The organism is Kaistella carnis (assembly GCF_003860585.1).
Lineage (GTDB): Bacteria > Bacteroidota > Bacteroidia > Flavobacteriales > Weeksellaceae > Kaistella > Kaistella carnis.
In genome coordinates this window covers 469440-491956 of record NZ_CP034159.1, presented here as the reverse complement: position 1 = coordinate 491956, position 22517 = coordinate 469440, and the positions used below count along the sequence as shown (strand labels likewise).

18 protein-coding genes and 1 other RNA gene are annotated in these 22517 nt (G+C 36.6%); 12 read left to right on the top strand and 7 right to left on the bottom strand.

Features of this window, described 5'->3' with window-relative positions; genetic code table 11:
- Positions 1-5: 5 nt before the first annotated feature.
- Positions 6-103: signal recognition particle sRNA small type (gene ffs, locus EIB73_RS02210), an RNA gene on the top strand.
- A gap of 85 nt (positions 104-188) precedes the next feature.
- On the opposite strand, the gene EIB73_RS02205 is transcribed toward ffs, so the two are convergent.
- The 5 genes from EIB73_RS02205 to EIB73_RS02185 all read right to left on the bottom strand — a co-directional run bounded on the left by EIB73_RS02205 (position 189) and on the right by EIB73_RS02185 (position 4918).
- Complete coding sequence (locus EIB73_RS02205) at positions 189-869, bottom strand: metal-dependent hydrolase (RefSeq protein ID WP_125022219.1); 681 nt, start codon at positions 867-869, stop codon at positions 189-191.
- Between the two features lie 31 nt (positions 870-900).
- Positions 901-1830: a 1,4-dihydroxy-2-naphthoate octaprenyltransferase gene (gene menA, locus EIB73_RS02200; protein WP_125022217.1), complete on the bottom strand. Its 930-nt coding sequence runs from the start codon at positions 1828-1830 to the stop codon at positions 901-903.
- 85 nt (positions 1831-1915) lie between these two features.
- On the bottom strand, positions 1916-2752 hold the full coding sequence (locus EIB73_RS02195; RefSeq protein WP_125022215.1) for a 1,4-dihydroxy-2-naphthoyl-CoA synthase: 837 nt from the start codon (positions 2750-2752) through the stop codon (positions 1916-1918).
- Between the two features lie 293 nt (positions 2753-3045).
- Positions 3046-3291, bottom strand: a complete 246-nt coding sequence (locus tag EIB73_RS02190) for a putative signal transducing protein (protein WP_125022213.1) — start codon at positions 3289-3291, stop codon at positions 3046-3048.
- Between the two features lie 214 nt (positions 3292-3505).
- Positions 3506-4918, bottom strand: a complete 1413-nt coding sequence (locus EIB73_RS02185; RefSeq protein WP_125022211.1) for an APC family permease — start codon at positions 4916-4918, stop codon at positions 3506-3508.
- A 259-nt stretch (positions 4919-5177) separates the two neighbouring features.
- Between EIB73_RS02185 and EIB73_RS02180 the strand changes: the two genes are divergently transcribed.
- Positions 5178-5684, top strand: coding sequence for a DUF4920 domain-containing protein (locus EIB73_RS02180; RefSeq protein ID WP_125022209.1), 507 nt, complete (start codon positions 5178-5180; stop codon positions 5682-5684).
- A gap of 50 nt (positions 5685-5734) precedes the next feature.
- On the opposite strand, the gene EIB73_RS02175 is transcribed toward EIB73_RS02180, so the two are convergent.
- On the bottom strand, positions 5735-6841 hold the full coding sequence (locus tag EIB73_RS02175; RefSeq protein ID WP_125022207.1) for a M14 family zinc carboxypeptidase: 1107 nt from the start codon (positions 6839-6841) through the stop codon (positions 5735-5737).
- Positions 6842-7186: 345 nt separating this feature from the next.
- On the opposite strand from EIB73_RS02175, the gene EIB73_RS02170 reads away from it, so the two are divergent.
- The 3 genes from EIB73_RS02170 to EIB73_RS02160 all read left to right on the top strand — a co-directional run bounded on the left by EIB73_RS02170 (position 7187) and on the right by EIB73_RS02160 (position 10348).
- Entirely contained in the window at positions 7187-8278 is a 1092-nt protein-coding gene (locus EIB73_RS02170; protein WP_125022205.1) for a TerC/Alx family metal homeostasis membrane protein, read from the top strand.
- A gap of 133 nt (positions 8279-8411) precedes the next feature.
- Complete coding sequence (locus EIB73_RS02165; protein ID WP_125022203.1) at positions 8412-8936, top strand: helix-turn-helix domain-containing protein; 525 nt, start codon at positions 8412-8414, stop codon at positions 8934-8936.
- Positions 8937-9010: 74 nt separating this feature from the next.
- A complete protein-coding gene (locus EIB73_RS02160; RefSeq protein WP_125022201.1) occupies positions 9011-10348 on the top strand; it encodes an AAA family ATPase in 1338 nt (445 codons plus the stop codon).
- A 99-nt stretch (positions 10349-10447) separates the two neighbouring features.
- On the opposite strand, the gene EIB73_RS02155 is transcribed toward EIB73_RS02160, so the two are convergent.
- A complete protein-coding gene (locus tag EIB73_RS02155) occupies positions 10448-10921 on the bottom strand; it encodes a hypothetical protein (protein WP_125022200.1) in 474 nt (157 codons plus the stop codon).
- Positions 10922-11042: 121 nt separating this feature from the next.
- On the opposite strand from EIB73_RS02155, the gene EIB73_RS02150 reads away from it, so the two are divergent.
- The 7 genes from EIB73_RS02150 (at position 11043) to recG (ending at position 22441) form a co-directional block, all read left to right on the top strand.
- The gene (locus EIB73_RS02150) at positions 11043-13169 is read left to right on the top strand and encodes a S9 family peptidase (RefSeq protein WP_125022198.1); all 2127 of its coding nucleotides are present in this window, start codon (positions 11043-11045) and stop codon (positions 13167-13169) included.
- A 197-nt stretch (positions 13170-13366) separates the two neighbouring features.
- Positions 13367-14650 (top strand): DUF819 family protein, encoded by a 1284-nt coding sequence (locus EIB73_RS02145; protein WP_125022196.1) that lies wholly within the window; start codon positions 13367-13369, stop codon positions 14648-14650.
- Positions 14651-14751: 101 nt separating this feature from the next.
- The gene (locus EIB73_RS02140) at positions 14752-16350 is read left to right on the top strand and encodes a peptide MFS transporter (RefSeq protein ID WP_125022194.1); all 1599 of its coding nucleotides are present in this window, start codon (positions 14752-14754) and stop codon (positions 16348-16350) included.
- 151 nt (positions 16351-16501) lie between these two features.
- Positions 16502-17998: a peptide MFS transporter gene (locus EIB73_RS02135; protein ID WP_125022192.1), complete on the top strand. Its 1497-nt coding sequence runs from the start codon at positions 16502-16504 to the stop codon at positions 17996-17998.
- A gap of 151 nt (positions 17999-18149) precedes the next feature.
- A complete protein-coding gene (locus EIB73_RS02130; RefSeq protein ID WP_125022190.1) occupies positions 18150-19661 on the top strand; it encodes a peptide MFS transporter in 1512 nt (503 codons plus the stop codon).
- 36 nt (positions 19662-19697) lie between these two features.
- Entirely contained in the window at positions 19698-20231 is a 534-nt protein-coding gene (locus EIB73_RS02125; RefSeq protein WP_125022188.1) for a thioredoxin family protein, read from the top strand.
- A gap of 119 nt (positions 20232-20350) precedes the next feature.
- Positions 20351-22441, top strand: a complete 2091-nt coding sequence (gene recG / locus EIB73_RS02120) for an ATP-dependent DNA helicase RecG (protein ID WP_125022186.1) — start codon at positions 20351-20353, stop codon at positions 22439-22441.
- Positions 22442-22517: the final 76 nt, after the last annotated feature.

The window sequence follows — 22517 nt, the reverse complement described above, 5'->3', positions numbered from 1 at the left end:
TGCAACGGCAAGTCCTAAACAACCAGCTCCTGAAACTCCTCCAGGGTGGGAACGCAGCAAAGGTAATCGGTTGTAGCGGTGTGATTTAGGTAGCTTGCCATTTTTTGTGCCTTATATTCTCGTAATTTCATTATTTCCTAAAGTTTTTTCTCAGTTCGATTTGATTTTTGAATCAAATAGTATTCAGTTTAAATTTCAAAATCCTCCCCTAATTTCGGTAAAGTGAATTCGATATTTCTTTCTGAGAAAAGTTGGTACGCCTCCTCATGATTAATTTCGATCGGCGGAAAAGTATCGAAATGACAGCCAATTACTTTCTTCGTTTTTAATAATTCTGCAGCGGCAAAACTCGCTTTACGTGCACACATCGTATAATGTGAGCCAACAGGAAGTATTGCTAAATCGATGTTACCAAATAGTTTCGGGAACATTTCCATATCGGCCATTACTCCGGTATCGCCAGCAAAATAAATATTCTTTCCTGGCAATCTGAAAATGTAGCCAGCAGGTTCCCCACCATAAGTTCCATCAGGAAAAGAACTCGTATGACTTGCGGGAACCATAGATATTTTTAAATCATCAATCTTCGCAGAACCACCGAAATTAATATCAATAGAATTCGGGTGACCAAAGTATCCACAGATCTCCGGTTGCCCAATTACAGACGCTTCCGGATGATGTTGCAGGACTTCTTTGACATCAGCAATGTGATCGCCGTGTGCATGTGTAATCAATACGTAATCGATTTTCTGGGCAGAAATATCAAAACCGGATTTCTCTTTCTGATAATTATAAAAAGGATCTGATAATATATTTTTTCCTTTGTAAGTGAACAAAAAACAGTTTTGTCCGAGAAATTTTATTTTCATTTTGGAATCTTTTAGTTTTTTAAAATTTTAATTAAAAGTAATTTAATCCGAACGCAACCAAAATTGCCATCGTCAAAGTCATAATACCAACTTGTTTTAAAAATGGATCTAACTCTTTCGGCTCTTTCACCTCCATAATCTTTCGTCTCATTGCCGTCATAGGAAGCATTAATATGAAAAAGATAAAAGCGTAATATTTACCTTCTGTATGCAGGCCATTCATCATCATAAATACCAATATGAGAATTAAAGGCAATTGCAATAAGATGATTTCATAAACCATTGCATTTTTAAAGCCTAAGCGTAAGGCTAATGTTTTCTTTCCACTTGCTGCATCACTTTCAATATCTCGCATATTATTAAGATTCAGCACTGCTGCACTCAACAAACCAACTGCTGTTGCAGGTAGTAAAATATCCCAATCGAAATGTTTGGTAAACAGAAAATAACTTCCACAAACCGAAACCAAGCCGAAAAAGATAAATACCATGATATCACCCAACCCTAAATAGCCATAAGGCTTTTTACCAATCGTATAACCAATCGCGGCCAAAATACAGGCAACTCCCAACCCAACGAACGTGTAAAATTCGTTCATTAAGTTTTCCTTGAAAAAAGCCAAATACAAAAGTGCAATCGTGGCTATTAAAGATAGAATAGAAAATAAAATCACTGCATTTCGCATTTGTGTCGCGGTGATTCTTCCAGAAGCTACGGCCCTTTGCTCAGCTTCATTGACTCTTAGTTTGTCCGTTCCTTTAATTCCGTCGCCATAATCATTTGCAAAATTCGAGAGAATCTGGTACAGTAAAGTAACAACCAGGGCCATTGCAAAAATCTGCCAATCCCAGGTTCCTCCTTCTTCAACAATTCTCCATCTTGCGATGAAAGAACCTAAAATTATTCCGCTCATCGAAAGCGGTAATGTTCGCAGCCGCGCTGCTTTGATCCAATCTGTCATATATTTTTAGATAAAAGATCTTAGATTTTAGAAATTAGACTGAATAATAATTCTACCATCTAATTTCTGACCTCTAATCTCTTCTTTACGAAATCCAGTTATTATCTCCGAAGTCGGGCTTTCTTTTTTCCAGGAAGGCATTTCTACCCTCTTTTGCTTCTTCGGTCATGTACGCTAAACGTGTTGCTTCACCCGCAAAAACCTGCTGACCCACCATTCCGTCGTCTGTTAAATTCATAGCGAATTTCAACATCCGAATTGACATTGGTGATTTCCCTAAAATCTCTTGAGCCCATTCGTACGCTGTATCTTCCAGTTCTGCATGAGGAATTACGGCATTCACCATTCCCATATCTGCTGCTTCCTGCGCAGAATAATTACGTCCTAAAAAGAAAATCTCTCTGGCTTTCTTCTGTCCTACCATTTTTGCCAAATAAGCCGAACCATAACCACCATCGAAACTCGTAACATCAGCATCGGTTTGTTTAAAAATAGCATGCTCTTTACTCGCTAAAGTCAAATCACAAACCACATGCAATGAATGTCCGCCACCAACAGCCCAACCATTAACCACAGCAATCACAACTTTCGGCATAAAACGAATTAATCGCTGAACTTCTAGAATATTTAAACGGTGTCTTCCATCTTCGCCTACATAACCCTGTTCCCCACGTGATCTCTGATCGCCGCCGCTGCAAAAAGCATGACCGCCATCTTTCGGACTTGGACCTTCGCCAGTCAGCAAAACAACGCCTACCGAAGAATCTTCGGAAACGTGGTAAAATGCATCATATAATTCCGAGGTTGTTTTCGGACGAAAAGCGTTGCGGACTTCCGGTCTGTTAATCGCTATTCTTGCTACTCCACCTTTTTTTTGGTATGTAATATCTTCGTATTCTTTGACGGTTTTCCAGTCTGTCATTTTGCGTAAAATTTTGCGTAAAGATAGGGAATTTTAGAAGGCTTGACCAAATCATAAGTGGTCTAAATTCGGGTAAGATGATGCGTTTTTTGAAGCATGAAAGTGTATCACTTCTTCCACCATTCCACCCGCTCTCTGTTACAATTTTTCTAATTCCAGCGCTAAAGCCAATTTCCTATTAGAAAAGATTTTCACGGCGATCGGGGCTAGAAGAACGTAAAGCTCATTTTTTTCCGCAAATTTCACGATGGCTTAAGTGAATAGAAATCACAGTTAAATATGATTTCTAAAATTTAGACCGATGGCGTATAAAAATCAGTTTCCGAGAGTTCGTCATTTTCTTTCAAAACGATTTCTGCAGCTTCGAAGTCCAGAGGGTTGACGAGCAAATAATAATTTTGGGAAATAGGATATACGGCGATATTATTTACGTATTCATTTTTAATATAGCTTGGAATATCGCGGGAGGCAAGTTTGGTTTTTGCCAATTCAATCTCATATAAATACGAAGACTGAAAAACAGGAACTAATTCTGACATGATTTCTTTTTTCGAAAGTTAGTGCTTTTTATTTTATCACTAACCCAATCACATGCAATCTTCCGGAGAATCACCACCCTGAATCCTAGCCCCGATAGGAACGGCATCCCAAAAAGCGCTGGCGTTGCGGCGGCTTGGGATACAGTGGATAGCGGGACCGAAAAGTGGAAAGATTTCTGCTTTTTGTGCTCCTTTACATTAGATTGATTTACGATTATCTGTCGACTTTCTTTCTGTTGACAAACCAATAAACCGGTAGGCCCAGCAAAATAAGGATGAATCCGGGCCACGTATATTGTGGTTTGAAAATGATTAAGAGAACACAAAAAGCGGTTCCGATGAGCAAATAGAGAATCGGAGTAACAGGATAAAGCCAGGTTTTGTAAGGTCTTTCCATGGTTGGTTTTTTTATCCTCATCCAAATAACACCGAAAACGGTGACCATATAAAACAAAACGATAATAAACGAAATCATGTCGAGCAAGTCGCCGTATTGCCCGGAAAGTGCCAGGAGACAAGCCCAAGTTCCCTGCATCCAGAGGGATTTACCGGGAACATCATTTTTATTATTTTCTGCGGCTGATTTAAAAAATAAACCATCTTTTGCCATGGTCTGAAAAACCCTCGCGCCTGCTAAAACCAAACCATTAATACAGCCAAATGTTGAAACCATGACCAAAATGGCCATGATGACCGTTCCCGTACTTCCAAAAATCATCTCAGAAGCTGCAACTGCCGGACGGTTGTTATCGGCAAACGCGATCCCGTCGCGACCTAACGCATGAAGGTATACGAAGTTCACGAAAAGGTATAAAAGCATGACGGTAACGGTTCCAAAAACCATCGCTTTCACCACATTTTTTTTAGGATTTTCAATTTCCCCTGACATAAAAGTTACATTTTCCCAAGCCACAGAACTGAAAACAGATCCAACCATGGCTGCGGCAATACCGCCCAAAAGAGTGACGCTTCCAATGGATTTCCAACTGGTAGGTTCTAAAGTATTGCCGACATCCTTACCAAAATCCTGATATGCATTCCAGCCGAAACTCATGTTTTCTGCCCAATGGGAATCTTTGACGAGAATAACTCCGAAAATAATTATTCCGAGTAATGCTATGATTTTGGAGGATGTAAAAATATCCTGAAGTATTTTTCCATTTTTTAGCCCTCGGGAATTAATGTAAGTCAGTAATAAAATTATAACGATCGCTAAAATCTGGATCCAGGTAATTTTAAAACCACCATTTTGAAAAATTGGTGCAGAATTACTCAATGCCGGAATAAGATAGGCTGTAAATTTTCCGAAAGCCATTGCTACTGCAGCAATAGTGCCTGTTTGTATGACCGTAAATAAGCCCCAACCATATAGAAAGCCCGACATTTTGCCAAACATTTCCGTCATGTAGGTGTATTGTCCGCCCGCTTTTGGAAACATAGAAGAAAGTTCACCATACGAAATCGCAGCTGCCACGGTCATTACAGCGGTAATAACCCATACGGCAATCAACCAGTAACCGGAACCCAAATTCCTCATCATGTCGGAGCTTACGATAAAAATTCCGCTTCCAATCATGGATCCCATAACCAACATGGTGGCATCCCAAAGTTTTAGTTTTTTGTTCATATAAATAAAGAGACATTGAAGATTAGAAGCTGATGATCTTATCTTCTTTTATTAAATTGAGGTGTAATTGTCTATGAGACTATTCTGCTTTAATAAATAGAATCAAATTTTCATTTAACATTAGAAAGCGGTAAATATATAAATTTTCTGCAATGATTTTTAACTTTAACTTCTACTTTATAAGGTTTAATTTACAAATGACTAATTATTAAAAATTTGAATTGAAATATTTTAGTATTTTTGTCCCAAATTAAATCAAATGAAAAAATTAGTATTCTTATTTTCTATACTATTGGCAACGACCGCAATTGCTCAGGAAGCTACCATGAAAAAAGTGGGTCCACCGGAAGGAAAAGCGATGGTTGGAGATGTATATGGTTCCGGTGTTTCCGCAAATGCGGAGAAAACTGCGATTACTCCAAAAAAACTGGATCAGAAACTAAAAAAATCTGCGAAACTGGAAAATGTTGTGGTCAAAGGAAAAGTGACTGAAGTTTGTGAAAAGAAAGGCTGTTGGATGACAGTTGAAACTGAAAACAACGAGAAGTTTTTTGTAAAGATGAAAGATTATGCCTTTTTTGTACCTACCGCTTTAGTAGGAAAAAACGTGATCTTGGAAGGAAGTGCTGAAACGAAAGTTACGACCGTAAATGAACTGAAACATTATGCGGAAGATGCAAAAAAAACTCAGTCCGAGATTGACGCCATCACAAAACCTCAAGAAGAAATCAGTTTTATGGCCAGTGGAATAAAAGTCGTACATTAAAATTGAGTCCTTTTATAATGATAAAGCGAAGTCTCAGGACTTCGCTTTTTTTATTCAATAGTAAAATCTACTTCTTCATCTAATTTGGGGAAACTCTTAGATGACACAAAAGTTTTCCCGCTGCAGTCTATTTCTTTCCAACCCTTCTTTTTGCCAATATCGCCTACTTCAACTACAATAGGGGTGAAAGAAATTTCTTCTTCACCACTTTTTATTTCTTCTTTGTATTGAACTGCAATATCTAAAATACATTCAAAATCAGTATTCAGTTTCACATTTCGATAAATGATATCGTAATGAGATTCTTTATTTTCGGGAATTTCTCTATATAAGAGCCAATCGTCGGTAGCACCTTTTAAAGATGCCATCGCTTTTAAAGCTTCATACAAAGCCAAGGTATAATATTTTCGGGTGCCAGTTCTTTTATAATCATCGGGGAAGTGGCCTCCTTCAAATAATATACATGGAATTCCCATTTTCGTGAAATTATCGCCCGTAGAACTGGGATAAAATTCATCGGAATATCGCGCAATCTGATGCGGAAGTTCCCTATTTAGTTTTTGGTAAATCCTATAGATGACCGCCATGGTTTTTTTTCTTGTTTCAGTCACGGTCCTTTCAAAATCCTGAGAAGGAGCTAAAAAAGAAAGGGTAGCCGGATGAACACCATCCGTACTGAAAATAGTTCGCTGTTCATGAAGATTTAAAGCATAGTCATACTCTTCCTTATCAACTGCTTTTTTTAAGATGGAAAATTCTTTGGATGACCGTTTTAGGAAATCCCGGTTAAGATCAATATCCAATCCATTTCTTCTTGTCCATTTCTCCGCACCATCGGGATTTAGCATAAAAATAAAATCAAGGGTAATGTTTGATGCTATTTCTTTTTCAATTTCTGGCTGATGTTTAAACATCTCAAGCAGATCAAGCATTGCAAGTGTTGAATTAGATTCATTCCCATGCATTTGAGACCACGCGAGCACTTTGACACTTCCTTCTCCCAACCTCATTTTATAAATCGGCTTTCCCAAATATGAAGTACCAACCTCCGTAATTACCCGGCTGTAATTCTCCTGTAGGAAATTAAATAATTTTTGCGGGGAAATATACCGGTTTGGGAAAACAGGGTTTTGCTGATACTTAAGAGTCATGGACATTCTTTATAATTTTACAATTTCCAAATTTAGATTTTTCCGAGCTAAAAATAAAATTTACTTTTGTAAATTAATTAAACAGTTCAAAATGTCAGTTTGTCTGTTGATAATTTTGTGGATTGAATTTATTTTAATTAGAAATTATAATAAACTTACAATCAGTACTTTATTTAAATCATGTCAATTAGAAGTTTATATGTACTTGAAGTGAATTTACTAGTGGATAACCTCATTTGGTGGTAATTAACATAAACACGCATTTACAAACAAAGCATCTTTCAAAGTTTTGTTTTACAAATGTAAACTTAAATATTATTGAAAATCATTACCTTTGTTTTTTACTTATATATGACAAACGAAAGTATTTTTTTAGTAAGTTTCATTTTATTCATCCTCTTAATTTTGGTATTAGATTTAGGTCTTCTCAATAAGAAGTCAGATACTGTTTCAATGAAGCAGGCGGGTCTAATGAGTTTCTTTGTAGTCGCACTGTCTATGTGTTTCTATTTTGTACTTACGCATTACGGTCACCTACTCCATGGCATCGATAGCATTGAAAGACTTCAGGAGATCGTTTCAAAACACCATCATCCTGTACGGATCATCCCAACTGATTTGGAAGGAAGCATCTATTTATATAACCAAAACTTGGGACTGGAATATTTAACAGGTTATGTCGTCGAATACGCGCTGTCTGTTGATAATATATTTGTCATGGTTCTTATTTTTACAGCCTTTGGTGTTGCGCCGCGCAACTATCACCGCGTTCTCTTTTGGGGAATTCTGGGAGCCATTGTAATGCGGTTCATCTTTATATTCGTAGGTGCAGCCCTGATCCAGAAATTTGAGTGGATTATGTATGTATTTGGGGCATTCCTCGTATTTACAGGAGTTAAAATGTTCTTTGATAAAGATCATGATGACAGCATTGATCCTCAAAATCATCCCGTAGTTAAGTTTGCAAACAAGCATTTTAAAGTTCATAATCACTTTGTGGGAAGCAAGTTTTTTGTAACTATCAACGGAATTAAAAAAATGACCCCTCTTTTCTTAGTATTGGTTATCATTGAATTTACTGATCTCATCTTTGCGGTAGACAGTATTCCGGCTATCTTTTCAGTAACCAAAGATCCGTACGTCGTATTCTTCTCCAATATATTTGCTATTATCGGATTGCGGTCTATGTTCTTCCTTTTGGCTGGAATCATCGACAAGTTTAGATTCTTAAAAGTGGGACTTGCCATTCTTTTAACCTTCATCGGTCTAAAAATGTTGTTCCATGAATATCTGGATAAAGTTGGATTTTCAACTACAGATTCTCTGTTTATAATCGTCGGAATTTTAGGAGGAAGTATCTTCCTTTCCCTTGTATTACCGGAACATAAGAAGGAGCGAAAATTAAAATATGATGCAAAAAATGATGATCATTTACGTAAGTAATTTAATATTGTAAATTGATAATATATCACAAAATCAGCTCGTTAAGATTTTATTTTACTTTTGTAAAAATCTGAATTCCATCTTCATTAACATTTGTAATTTAGTTTTGTAAAATTATATTTACATTTGTAATATGGATTTAAAGGAAAGAATTTCTAAAATAATTGCCTATTCTGAATTTTCACTTTCAGAATTTGCAGATGAAATCGAAGTGCAGCGCTCCAGTATTTCACATATTACTTCCGGAAGGAATAAACCTTCTCTGGATTTTTTAATGAAAATTAAAAATCGGTTTCCGGAGTTGGAATGGGAATGGCTGATTGAAGGCAAAGGTGAAATGCTTAAAACTGCGGATATTCCTGAAGAATCCAAGGAAGTAGTTGAAAAAGCAAAACCTACTTCCCTCCCCGATTTATTCTCTTTAATTAATGATGATGATTTTGGAATCACAGAATCTGAAGACACCATTAGCATCGAACCGCCACGAGAATCGAAAATATCTTCCCCACAATCAGTTAAAGAAAAAATAAGCGATTCTCAGCGATTAGAGATTCCGGAACCTTCTCCGATCTCAGAATCAGTTGACAAAAAAGATGTTAAGGTGAAACGAATCGTGTTCTTTTACGATAATGGGAAATTTGAAACTTTTGAACCCTAATTTCGTTTTTGTTATCTAATAAATCTTCCAAAATTTAATTTGTACATTTGATTATATCTCAAAAATCATTTTGTATGAAATTAGGAAAACTTGCAAAAGAACTTCACATTCCAACGGAAAGTTTAATCAAATTTATTCAGGATTTCGATTTGGAACTTTCAGAATGTATTACTACCACATTTGAAGTTAAAGAAGATTTTGCAAAATTTGCCAGAGAAAATATCATTTTTCTGCGTAAGTATAGTGAAGATCTGAATCAGAAAAAAACAGTAGAAGATATTGCGGAGAACATCAATCAACCGACGGATAAGGTTGCTGAAATTATAGAGCATAGAAAGCCAAAGTTATTTGATAACGGAATTTACAAATCCTCTGTTTCACGTTTTGATATTGACAATAAACTGGGCGGAAATTATCAGTTCATCTATAACTATTTTGGTAAAAACACAAAATTAGCCTCCAGAGATTTTATCGGTTATCGGGATTTATTCTTTTTTATTACCCAAACTTTAGAACCTTATTTAAATGAAGTATCGGTACAAGATTGGGGAATTCAAAAACCTGCAGGAATTGTGCTTTACGGTCCGCCGGGGAGTGGCAAAATTTTTTGGGCGCACAAAATTGCAGAAATAATCGGGTATGATTTTAAGGAAATTAAGAAATATTTTTTAGGTACTTCTTTAGTCAATCATCAGGAAACGAACTTCAATGATTTTATTGTAGAAACGATGAAGGAGGAAAAAGTACTTCTTTTTCTGGAAGATTTTGACCAGATTATGAGGGAGCGCAACGAAGTGGAAACTGTAAAAAGTTGCGATGAAGAAACCAAAGAAATCATTCTTCATTATATAGGTCATTTCGAGAGAGAGAAGATTCTGATGCTTGGATCAGCAAATTCTGTTGTAAATATCGACCGTGAGATCCTTGCTCCGGGCCGGTTTGATGTAATAATTCCGATATTTCCACCCAATGCAAAAGAGCGTGCAGAAATGCTCCTGCATCACATGACCAACGGTTTATTGGATGATTCACTATTAATGAAAATTCTAAAATCAAACAACGCCCATCAACTTCCCTTTTGGACGGATGTCTCCAAAAAAATGAAAGTATTTTCTAATACGATGTTGATTGATTTTACACAAAGTTTAAAGAAAAAAATTAGAAACACCTATTTAAAGGATCCTTCTACAGAAATTAAGATTACCAAAAAAATGTTGGAATCTGCTTTAAAAGACGCCTCTACGAAATTAACCCCAAATTATTTGAATCAGATTGACCAGTTTATCGCTGATGTTTCCTTAAATAATTATGAAGATTTTAGCAGACGAATTGATGCTTTGGAAACAGAATTGAACCACTATAAAACTGTTGAAAAACCGACGCAGTCGATTGGGTTTAACCACAATCACTAGATTATATCACAAAAAAAAGTCCATCAAATATGATGGACATTCTTATTATTTTACGTTCTTTTAAATCAAAAAGATTTATTTACATCGCTGTATTTAATGCTAATCTGTAATTGGTTTTGCTACGCCGATCTCAAAAACATTCGCTTGTTTTAAATATTTCGAGCGTTCTCTGGAAGTAACGGATTCGAATTCATTGTTTTTTAAGACAATAATAGGATCTTCTGCAATTTCGATTTCTGCATTGGAGAAATATTTCTCCTCCGGACTTTCATCTTTCAAATCCGATTTTAGTTCCTGTAATTTATCCGCATATTCTCTAAACTCGGGATCAGCAGAGTGGATAAATCGATATTCAGGTCCGGCCTGAACGAAAAAATGTTTTTTACCGCTAATTAATCCCGCTTCTTTATTTAATTGTGGATTGTCATTTCCATCGGTAAAAGCAAGCTCAACCAAAGTTCCTAAATTTTGAGCAGCATATGTTTCCGCAGTTTCAAAATTGGGAAATCCTACAAGAATTTCCTGACCCTCCATTTCATATTTTACGAGTTTTTCTGTGTTAAAGTTTTCCATAATTTATTTTTTTTATTAAATCTTTAGTTTTATATCAAATTTTTTGCCACAAAAACCCTTTATCACAAAGTTTAACGGTATTTTAAGAATTTTCTTATCTTTGAAATCTTATCAATTTATTATGAAAAAAATCCTCTTCTCAATTTCCATTTTAACTTCGGTTGCCTTTTTTGCACAGGAAATAACATTAGATAAAATCTACTCCGGTTATTATCGTGGAAAGGGAATTTCTGGAATTTCTTCCCTAAAAAACGGCGAAGACTATGCGGTTATAGAATCTGGTGGTATAACAAAGTATTCTTATAAAACAACTCAAAAAAATGGAAGTATTGTAGAAGGTCGATTTCAATCCTATACTTTTAATGATGACGAGTCCAAAATTTTATTATTAAAGGACAGTAAATCTATTTACAGACATTCTTTTTTAGGTAAATTCGATGTGAAAGATTTGAAATCCGGAAAAGTAATGAGCCTTAATAATGGGAATTTCGTACAGGAACCTACATTTTCACCCGACGGAAACAAGGTAGCGTTTGTATCGGATAACAATCTATTTTATCAAGACTTAAATTCTGGAAAAATTACCCAGATCACTTCTGACGGTAAAAAGAATTCTATATTAAATGGTTTGGCAGACTGGGTGTATGAGGAAGAATTTGGACATGCAAAACTTTACGAATGGACTAAAAATTCTGATGCCATCGTTTTTGTAAAATCAAATGAATCTGAAGTACCGGAAATGATGATCCCGATCTACGGGAAACAGCTCTACCCTTCTGAAATGCGTTTTAAATATCCAAAGGCGGGGGAGAAAAACTCGGTCGTTTCCGCACAGCTTTACCGTTTAGACAGTTCCAAAACCATTGCTTTAAATCTGAGCAATTTTAAGAATTATTACATTCCTGATGTTTATAAAACTGCAAAAGCCGATGAAATTATTTTGATTACCTCGGAGCGGTTACAAAATGCATCAGATGTTTTAAAAGTGAATACCAAAACGGGAAACATCACTAAATTATTTACAGAATCTGATAAAAGATGGATTGATACCGATAATGTGACTTTAGAATTCTTAGATGACAACTCCTTTATTTGGGGCGCTGAAAGAGATGGCAACAGACATTTATACTGGTATAATGAAGATGGCAAACTCAAGAAACAGATTACAAAAGGCAACTGGGAAGTGACCAATTATTACGGTTACAACCCGAAAACCAAGGAAGTTTTCATTCAAACCACCCAGGAAGGAAGCATTAACAAAGTGATTTCTAAAGTGAATATCAATAGCGGAAAAGTGACTTTGCTTTCGGAAAAAACAGGAACAAACAGTGCTAATTTCAGTCACAATTACAACTATTTCATCGAAACTTCGTCTTCAGCTGCAAAACCTTACACTTATGTTTTAAAAGATGGAAATGGTAAAACATTGAAAGAACTTCAGAATAATGAAGAGCAGTTAAAAAAACTGCAGGCAGATAATATGGTGACAAAGGAATTCTTTACTATTCCAAACGAAGCTGGAGATGAAATGAATGCGTGGATCATGAAACCAAAAGACTTTGACCCTAATAAAAAATATCCTTTATTTATGTTCCAATATTCAGGGCCGGGTTCTCAGCAGGTCACCAATTCTTGGGATCAGGGAAATGGGTTATGGTTTAATCATTTGGTGCAAAAAGGTTATATTGTAGCCTGTGTTGATGGTCGCGGAACGGGTTATAAAGGAACGGAATTTAAAAAAGTAACGTACCTGAATTTAGGGAAATATGAAATAGAAGACCAGATTGCCGCGGCAAAATGGTTCGGCAAGCAATCCTATATTAACAAAGACCGAATCGGTATTTTCGGCTGGAGTTTCGGTGGTTACATGGCTAGTTTGGCTTTGACAGAAGGTGCAGACGTTTTCAAAACTGGAATCGCAGTCGCGCCCGTTACCAACTGGAGATATTACGATTCTGTGTACACGGAACGATTCATGAGAACACCCCAGGAAAACCCTGCAGGTTATGATGACAATTCCCCTACGAGCTATGCAGAATTATTAAAAGGAAAGTTCCTTCTTATTCACGGAACTGCCGATGATAACGTACATTTCCAAAATTCAATGGAGTTTGCAGAAGCTTTAATTCAAAATAAAAAACAGTTTGAATTCATGGCTTACCCGGATAAAAACCATGGAATTGCGGGAGGTCAAACGCGTGCGCAATTGTATCAGAAGATGACTGATTTCTTACTCAACAATTTGTAAATTACTCAAACACATTATATAACCACCCACTTATTGGGTGGTTTTTTATGTAGTATAAAATTAAAATAGATCTATTTTACGATTCAGGATCTCATTTATTGCGAAAAGCCTTGTTGAAATGTGCCGACCTGCGGTTATTTATGAAGAATCATTAAAAGAAAAAGTATATATTTGTTTTTTACTCTATAATTATATCAATGCAAGAAGCAATCATAGAACCTTTATTTAAAAACAACATTCTCGTTTTTGGACTATTAGCACTGTCTTTGGCGGTGATTTTTTATACTTCCTCTTTAAAAAGCTGGAGTAAATTTTACCGAATATTTCCCGCTTTGCTGTTGTGTTATATGCTCCCCGCAGTTTTAAATACAACGAACATCGTTTCCAGTTCAACACCGGAATATGAGCAGCTTTATTTTGTGGCTACACGCTATCTGCTGCCGGCATCTCTATTACTTTTATGTTTGGGAATCGATTTAAAAGGTTTGATTAATTTAGGTTGGAAACCCATTGTCATGTTTCTTTCCGGGACCGTTGGAGTTGTTCTGGGAGGACCAATAGCTCTTTTTCTTTTCAGCCAGATACATCCTTCTACTGTTGCAGGAGCCGGTAATCAGGAAATCTGGAGAGGTCTTACAACTTTAGCCGGAAGTTGGATTGGCGGAGGTGCAAACCAAACGGCCATGCTGGAGATTTTTGGATATGACAAAACGTTGTACGGTGGAATGATCTTAGTTGACATTGTAGTCGCAAATATTTGGATGGCTATTTTGCTGTTTTTAATTTCAAAAAACACGAAAATAAATAACTGGCTTAAAGCGGATGAATCATCGATTCAGAATTTGGTAGAACGAGTGGAAAACTATTCTTTAAGTGTACAAAAACTCCCCACTTTAAAAGATTATATGGTTATGTTTGGGATCACCTTCGGAGGTCTCGCCATCTCCTATTACTTTGCTGAATTGATGGCAAATTTCCTTTCCTCCATTCCTTCTTTCGCAGATCCAAAATCATTCTTTAACTCTTTTACTTCCAGCTTTTTATGGCTCATTCTATTTTCAACCGTAATAGGTGTTTTAGTTTCCACAACGAAACTCCGAAGTTTAGAAGGAGTTGGCGCCAGTAAAATAGGTAGTCTCTTCATTTATATTCTGGTGGCGGTCATTGGAATGCGTATGGATATTATGCAAATCTTTGATAATCCATTCTTAATACTTCTTGGAATTGTCTGGATGAGTATTCACGTGGCAATTCTCTTTTTAGTAGCAAAACTCATCAAAGCGCCTTTCTTCTTTATTGCCGTTGGGAGTAAAGCAAACATTGGAGGAGCGGCTTCAGCGCCGGTTGTTGCGGCTGCATTTAATCCAAGTTTAGCACCGGTTGGGGCATTACTTGCCATATTAGGTTATATCGTTGGGACGGTAGGCGCACTTCTTTCTGCCATTATGATGGAATGGGTAACCGCGAATTTCATCATTTAACAGTCCTTCATCTGGCTAAAATCTAAAAAACTATATTTGCCCTGCTTACGCTCTTTAAGCAATGTAAAAATTTTATAAACAGAAAATTAAACTTATAAAAAATGAATTTAAATCAAGATGACATTTTAATAAAGCACCTTTCGAAAGAAGGAATTGACGATAAAATGGTGATGGGACATCCCGCCTCACTTTTTGTATTATTTTTTACAGAAATGTGGGAACGGTTCAGTTATTACGGAATGCGTGCCTTATTAACTATTTTCCTCGTATCTAAACTTACTGAAGGTGGTTGGGAATGGTCAAATGAAGACGCACTTCAACTCTACGGTTGGTATACAGGATTGGTCTATCTAACGCCGTTACTCGGTGGTATTATCGCCGATAAGTTTACAGGATATCGTAAAGCAATTCTGATTGGCGCCCTGGTTATGACGCTGGGACATGCCGCCATTGCGATGGAAGGAATCTCAGAAACCTTCTTCTATATCGGTTTAGCGTTAATGATATTGGGGAACGGAATGTTTAAGCCCAATATTTCATCGATGGTTGGACAGTTATATCCCGACAGCAGTGCCAAAAAGGATGCGGGTTACACCATATTTTACATGGGAATTAATGCCGGAGCTTTCCTTGGAATGATGCTTTGTGGATATATCGGGGAAAAAGTAGGTTGGCATTTTGGGTTCGGACTCGCTGGAGTTTTCATGTTTTTTGGTTTATTACAGTTCTTTTTTGCACAGAAAATATTTGGAATTATTGGTACCAGCCCAGCTAAAAACGAAGAAGTTGCTGCTATTTTTGATGAAGAAAACCAAATGTCAGAAGCAGAAGAAATATCTAGCAGACCAGCCGTTATTCGTGACCGTTTGATTGTGGTTGGAATATTTATGGTGGCCAGTATATTTTTCTTCTTCGCCTTCGAACAGGCGGGCGGATCAATGTCTATTTTTGCTAAAGATTATACGCAGAGAACGCTTGATGGCAATGCGGGACTAATTTTTAAATGGATAGATACTCTCTTAACCATATTTCCCATAGCGATTGTTACTTACGTTTTATATCTACTTTCCAAGCAGATCGCAAAGAAATATCCACTCACTATTGTTTTTACAGGACTTTCCTTTTTAATTATTTGGGGATTGGGAATTTGGAAGATCAACAGAGAATTTAATCAGGAAAATGCGGAAGTTGCAGCTTCTTGGTTCCAAATTTTAAATTCTTTCTTTATTATCACAATGGCGACCTCTTTCAGTAAATTTTGGGAAAAAAAGTGGAATCCTTCAGGTCCTGTAAAATTAGCATTAGGACTTATCCTGGTAGGATTTGGATTTGTCTTTTTAGCGTACGGAAGTATGAGTATTCCTTTAGGCGCAAAAACTGCTTCCGTAAGTATGATTTGGTTGATATTAGCATATTTCTTCCACACTGCAGGGGAACTTTGCTTATCTCCGGTAGGACTGTCTTATGTAAGTAAGCTTTCCCCGAAAAAATTCATCGGTCTTCTCTTCGGATTATGGTTTACTGCTTCTGCAATTGCAAATTTTATTGCGGGACAAACCGGAGCGATGATTGATAAAATCTCTGAAACTTACGGAATGGCAACCTTCTTTATATTTTTTGGTGCTATTCCTGTATTTGCAGCCGTGTTACTTTTATTATTTAACAGAAAATTAGTCAAGATGATGCACGGTATTCATTAATAATTGATACTACATTAACCGAATAACTAAAGATTTCATAAAACCATCGAATTAATCGGTGGTTTTTTCGACTAAAGTTGTGAAATACCTTTCTAAAAACTGAAAAAAAACTATATTTGCGAATCTTAACAAAAAATTAACAATAAAAACCATGGATACAACACAGCCGCAACAAGGTCATCCTAAAGGATTGTACACCTTGTTCTTTACTGAAATGTGGGAGCGATTTTCCTATTATGGAATGCGTGCCCTGCTAACAATTTTCTTAACCGCTGAATTAGCTACAGGAGGTTTCGGCCTTGATCGGGCTGAATCTTTATCAGTTTACGGAGTTTTTACTGCTTTAGTTTACCTGACGCCAATTTTGGGCGGTTGGTTCGCAGATAAAATTTTAGGTCAAAGAAAATCAATTTTAGTCGGTGGATTAGTAATGGCGATTGGTCAGTTTATGTTGGCTGCCGGTTCTTCCATTGATCTATTTCCAGATGTTGAAACAAGAAAAAACTTATTCTATTTAGGACTAGGAGTTTTAATTTTAGGTAACGGATTCTTTAAACCAAATATTTCAACCATCGTTGGTGATTTATATGACAATGATGACCCTCGAAAAGATGGTGCATTTACTATTTTCTATATGGGAATTAATATTGGTGCGTTTCTTTCTCCTTTCGTAGCGGGTACTTTAGGTGAAAAGGTAGGTTGGCCTTACGGTTATTTCGTAGCAGCTGTAGGAATGCTTTTTGGTATTTTATGGTTTTATGCACGAAGAGGAACTTTGGGCGATAAAGGCCTTCCACCAACTTATAAAGAGAAAGGACTAACTGATTTGGTAAGAAAAGACTGGATTGATGTAATTCTTTACACCATTGGAATTGTTGCTTTCGTTTTCTTGGTAATGTTTATATGGAATAACAGCTCAGAAACCATTCATACCATTTTGGTTTGGATCTTAGGAATAGGCGGAGTTGGATTTATCGGAACTTCCATATTTAAAGGAACAACAGGACCTACTGAATGGACGAGAGTTTTTGTAATCTTAATATTGGCATTTTTTAATATTGTTTTCTGGGCAGGTTTTGAACAAGCTGGTGGAACTTTTAATCTATTTGCGCAAGAGAATACAGACAGAGTTGTGGGAGGATTTGAAATTCCTACCACGTGGTTCCAAAATATTAATCCAATTGTAATAGTAACAATGGCGCCTTTATTTTCAATCTTATGGGTAAAATTAGCTGCAAAAAAAATGAATCCAAGAACGCCTGTCAAATTTGCAATGGCAATGTTCATAGGTGCAATTGCTTTCTTTATTATGACCCAAGCACAAAATGGTGCAGATGCGGGAAATATTGTTAGTCCTATGTGGTTAGTGGTGGTTTATACACTCTTAACTATAGGAGAATTGATGTTATCACCTATTGGACTTTCCATGGTGACCAAACTTTCCCCAAGTAACATCACCTCAATTATGATGGGAGTTTGGATGGCGAGTTTGGCTTTAGGTAATTACCTTGCAGCAACTTTAGAGCAAATTTTAACCACTTATGATTTCGCTTTGTATCCATTTATTACTTATTTGATGTTGACTTCTGGAGTATGTTTACTTCTTCTTTCGCCCATATTAAATAAATTTATGAAAGGTATTCATTAAGAGAATATTAAATAAAATCATAAAAACCATCGCTAACTCGGTGGTTTTTTCTATTTTCGTTTGTCCAAAATTTATAAGTAGTGCTTTCTTTATTTAAAGATTTCTTATAAACATTTGTTCAGCATTTCTAATTACTAATTACTCATTACCTATGAACTTAACTCTCGAACAAATTCAGGATTTTAAAGGAAAATATCCGAAACAGATTTGGTACCTCTTTTTCTCGGAAATGTGGGAACGTTTTTGTTTCTACGGAATGCGTGGAATGCTGGTCTTCTTTATGATTTCACAATTAAATCTCGCGGAGAAAGAAGCCAATCTTCAATATGGAGCTACACAAGCCTTTGTCTATGCATTTACTTTTGTTGGCGGATTGTTCGCAGATAAAATTTTAGGTTTCCGTAAATCTTTATTCTGGGGTGGATTTTTAATGATCATCGGGAGTATGATCTTAGCAGCCAACCCGCATGATTACTTTTTCATCGGAATTTCTTTTACCGTTGTAGGAACAGGTTTCTTTAAACCTAATATTTCCACCATGGTTGGAAAGCTATATAAAAAAGGTGATAACCGTACAGACGCAGGTTTCTCACTCTTCTATGCCGGAATTAATTTAGGTGCTTTACTCGGTGGATATCTTTGTATCGCTATTGGAAAAGGCGAGTTACTTTCGCATTTGATCCCGGAAGGATTGCACTGGAATGTTGCTTTTGGTTTAGCTGCAGTGGTAATGGTGATCAGTTTAATTAATTTTGTGTTTACGCAAAGAAGTTTAGGTCCAATCGGACTTCAGCCTAAAAAAACATTAAAGACTGGTGAAGAAGTCGACATGGAGAAATGGAAAGAATACGCTGTTTATGCGCTATCCCTGGTTTTCATTCCGATGATAATGGTGATGGTTGCCAAAACGGAGTACACCGATTATTTCATGTATACTGTCGGACCTTTAACTTTGATTTATCTTTTCTATGAAATGTCAAAGGTCAATAAGAAGGAACGCAGTAAACTGATGGCCGCTTTAATATTTATTCTTTTCTCTATTATATTTTGGGGTATTTATGAACAAAGTGGAGGCTCGCTGAGTATTTTTGCGGCTCATAATTTAAATAATGATTTGCTTGGTTTAGATCCAAACGGCGTAAACAATTCAGGGGGTGCATTTTTCATTCTATTAGTCGCCATTCCTATTGGTTTACTCTGGATTTGGCTTAGCAAAAAGAAACTAGAACCGAATACAATTATTAAATTTGGTTTGGGCTTTATTTTTCTAGGCTTGGGTTTTTACGCTATTTACGCCACAAAATTCTTTGCGAATGCTGAAGGTGTAACATCCTTAAGTTTATTTACCATTGCCCTTTTTATCATCACGTTGGGAGAAATGTGTCTCTCTCCCATCGGACTGTCGATTATGACCAAACTCTCTACCCAAAAACTACAGGGAATGATGATGGGTCTATGGTTCCTGGCTTCGGCTTACGGCCAATATGTTGCCGGATTAATTGGAGCTAATATGGCGACGGCGCGTGAAGAAGCTTCAAATATTGAAAAATTGCAGGCATATACTTCCGGGTACAAAGATTTGGGATTATATGCCGTTATTGCCGGTGTCGTGTTAATCTTAATATCACCTTTAGTCAAAAAATTAATGCAGGAAGTTCGTTAAACTTAAATTGGCATCACTTTAGCAATCAAGAAAACCATGAAAAAATTTGCCCTTCTCCTTTTAATTTTGAATTTTTACTTTGCCTCAGCGCAAGTTCAATGGATGACTTTGGAAGACGCCATCAATGCTCAAAAAAAAGTTCCAAAAAAAATAATAATTGATTTCTATGCCGATTGGTGTGCACCGTGCAAGGTCATGGAAAAAAACACCTATAATCATCCCGTAATCGCAAAATATTTAAACGAACAATATTATGCGGTTAAATTTAATGCGGAGGGAAAAGAAGATATCACCTTATTCGGAAGAACATTTACGAATCCGGGTTACGATGAAAACAAAAGAAGAAATTCGTTGCATGAGCTCACTCAATATATGAATGTAAATGCTGTTCCTGCAACCGTTTTTTTAGATGAAAAAGGCCAGCCTATTACGATTTTACAAGGTGCTCTTACTGCAAAAGAGCTGGAACCTTATATTCCTTTCATTGCAAATGATGAGTTTAAAAAAGTCGCCTCACGCGAACAGTGGCAAAATTATCAGAAGAAATTTAAATCAAATATCAAAGACTAGTTTTTCAAGAACTTTTATTTATAAGTAAGACTTTCAATTATTTTTGGAAGTCTTTTTTATTTTAACGAAATTCGCTCCTTTCAAAACTATTTTAGAAATTCACGCATAATCTATTTTTCTTGACTTTAGAAACTTCCATTGAATTTTTAAAGGGAATCGGTCCCGAAAGAGCCAAATTCATCAAAAATGTTTTAGGAATTACCACCGTAGAAGATTTTTTGACCTTTTATCCCCTGCGATATATTGATAAAAGTAAAATTTACAAAATTGGAGACCTGCGCGCAGAGCCTGAAGCCGAAATTCAATTAAAAGGAAAAATATCCGATATTCAGGAAGTTGCCTATGGAAAAGGTCAAAAGAGATTAACTGCAAAATTTCGCGATGATACCGGAACGCTGGATCTGGTTTGGTTTCGTTATTCAAAATGGATGAAAGAGCAGATTCCATTAAACCTTCCAATTTTTATTTTTGGTAAGATTAATGACTTCAATGGAATCTTTTCAATGGCGCATCCTGAAATAGAAGTTGATGAAAAAAAAGCACTTTCCGGAACCCTCTTGCCTATTTACCCCGGCAGTGAAAAACTCTCGAAAAGAGGATTGAATAATAAATTCTTTCAAACGGTACTTGCCGAAATTACAAGAAATCTCCCGAATTTGGTAGAGGAAAACCTTTCCGATTCTTTGATAAAGAAACTAAAACTCATCGGCAGAATTACTTCTCTTTACAACATTCATTTTCCGAAAGATCTACATCATTTTGAACACGCAGAAAAAAGAGTAAAGTTTGAAGAAGCATTTTTTTTTCAATTGGGCTACGGTTTAAAAAAACAGCATCATAAAACCTCTGCTGTAGGAAATCCTTTTCCAAAAGTTGGCGATCATTTTAATAATTTTTACAAACATTGTATTCCTTTCGAACTGACTAATGCTCAAAAACGGGTATTAAAGGAAATTCGAACCGATATGAAAAAGCCTATTCAGATGAATCGGCTTCTTCAGGGTGATGTTGGCTCCGGTAAAACGATGGTGGCTCTGCTGTCAATGCTGATTGCCTTAGACAATGGTTTTCAAAGTTGTATGATGGCACCCACCGAAATTTTGGCGCAACAGCATTTTGCTTCAGTACAGGAACTTTTAGAAAACACAGAAATCAAAGTCCGTTTGTTAACAGGCTCCACGAAAACATCAGAGCGAAAAATTATCCATGAGGAACTTCTATCCGGAGAACTTTCAATTCTTATCGGTACACACGCCGTTTTAGAAGATATTGTGCAGTTCAAAAATCTTGGTTTAGCCATCATCGATGAGCAACACCGTTTTGGCGTGGCACAAAGAGCCAGATTATGGGCGAAAAATAAAATTCCACCCCACATTTTGGTAATGACGGCAACACCCATTCCGAGAACTTTAGCGATGAGTTTCTACAGCGATCTGGATGTTTCGGTTATTGATGAATTACCGGTGGGACGAAAACCCATCATCACTGCACACCGCCGGGAAAAAGACCGACTGACTATTTTCCGTTTTGCAAAAGAAGAAATTGAAAAAGGCCGCCAGATTTATTTTGTATATCCGCTCATCGAAGAATCTGAAACCCTAGATTACAAAAATTTACTAGAAAATTTTGATCATATTCTGGAGTTTTACGAAGGTTATAATGTGACAATGCTGCACGGACGAATGAAACCTGCTGAAAAAGAAGCAGCCATGCAATATTTCGCATCGGGAAAAGCTCACATTATGGTAGCCACAACCGTGATTGAGGTGGGAGTAAATGTTCCAAATGCTTCGGTAATGATAATAGAGAGCGCGGAGAGATTTGGCTTGTCGCAACTTCATCAGCTTCGTGGTCGTGTGGGCCGGGGTGCAGAACAGAGTTACTGCATTTTGGTGACCTCTGATAAATTATCCAGTGACAGCCGAACACGAATGAAAACCATGGTAGACACCAATGACGGTTTCAAAATTTCTGAGGTTGATATGCAGTTAAGAGGTCCCGGAGATATTTTGGGAACCCAACAAAGTGGGGTCGTTGATTTTAAAAAGCTAAATCTCGTCACCGATGGAAACATTATTAAGGTTGCAAAAGCCAGCGTAGAACATCTTCTTAAAAACGATCCGAATTTAGAACATCCGGAGAATTTTCAACTGCGAACCTATTACGCCAAGCAATATAAAGGCAAGAATAAATGGAGTCGTATTTCGTAAAGAACTGATCAAAATATCAATTGATATTCACCATTTTATCATTTACTCAGGATGACAAATATTCTAAAAAGAACGA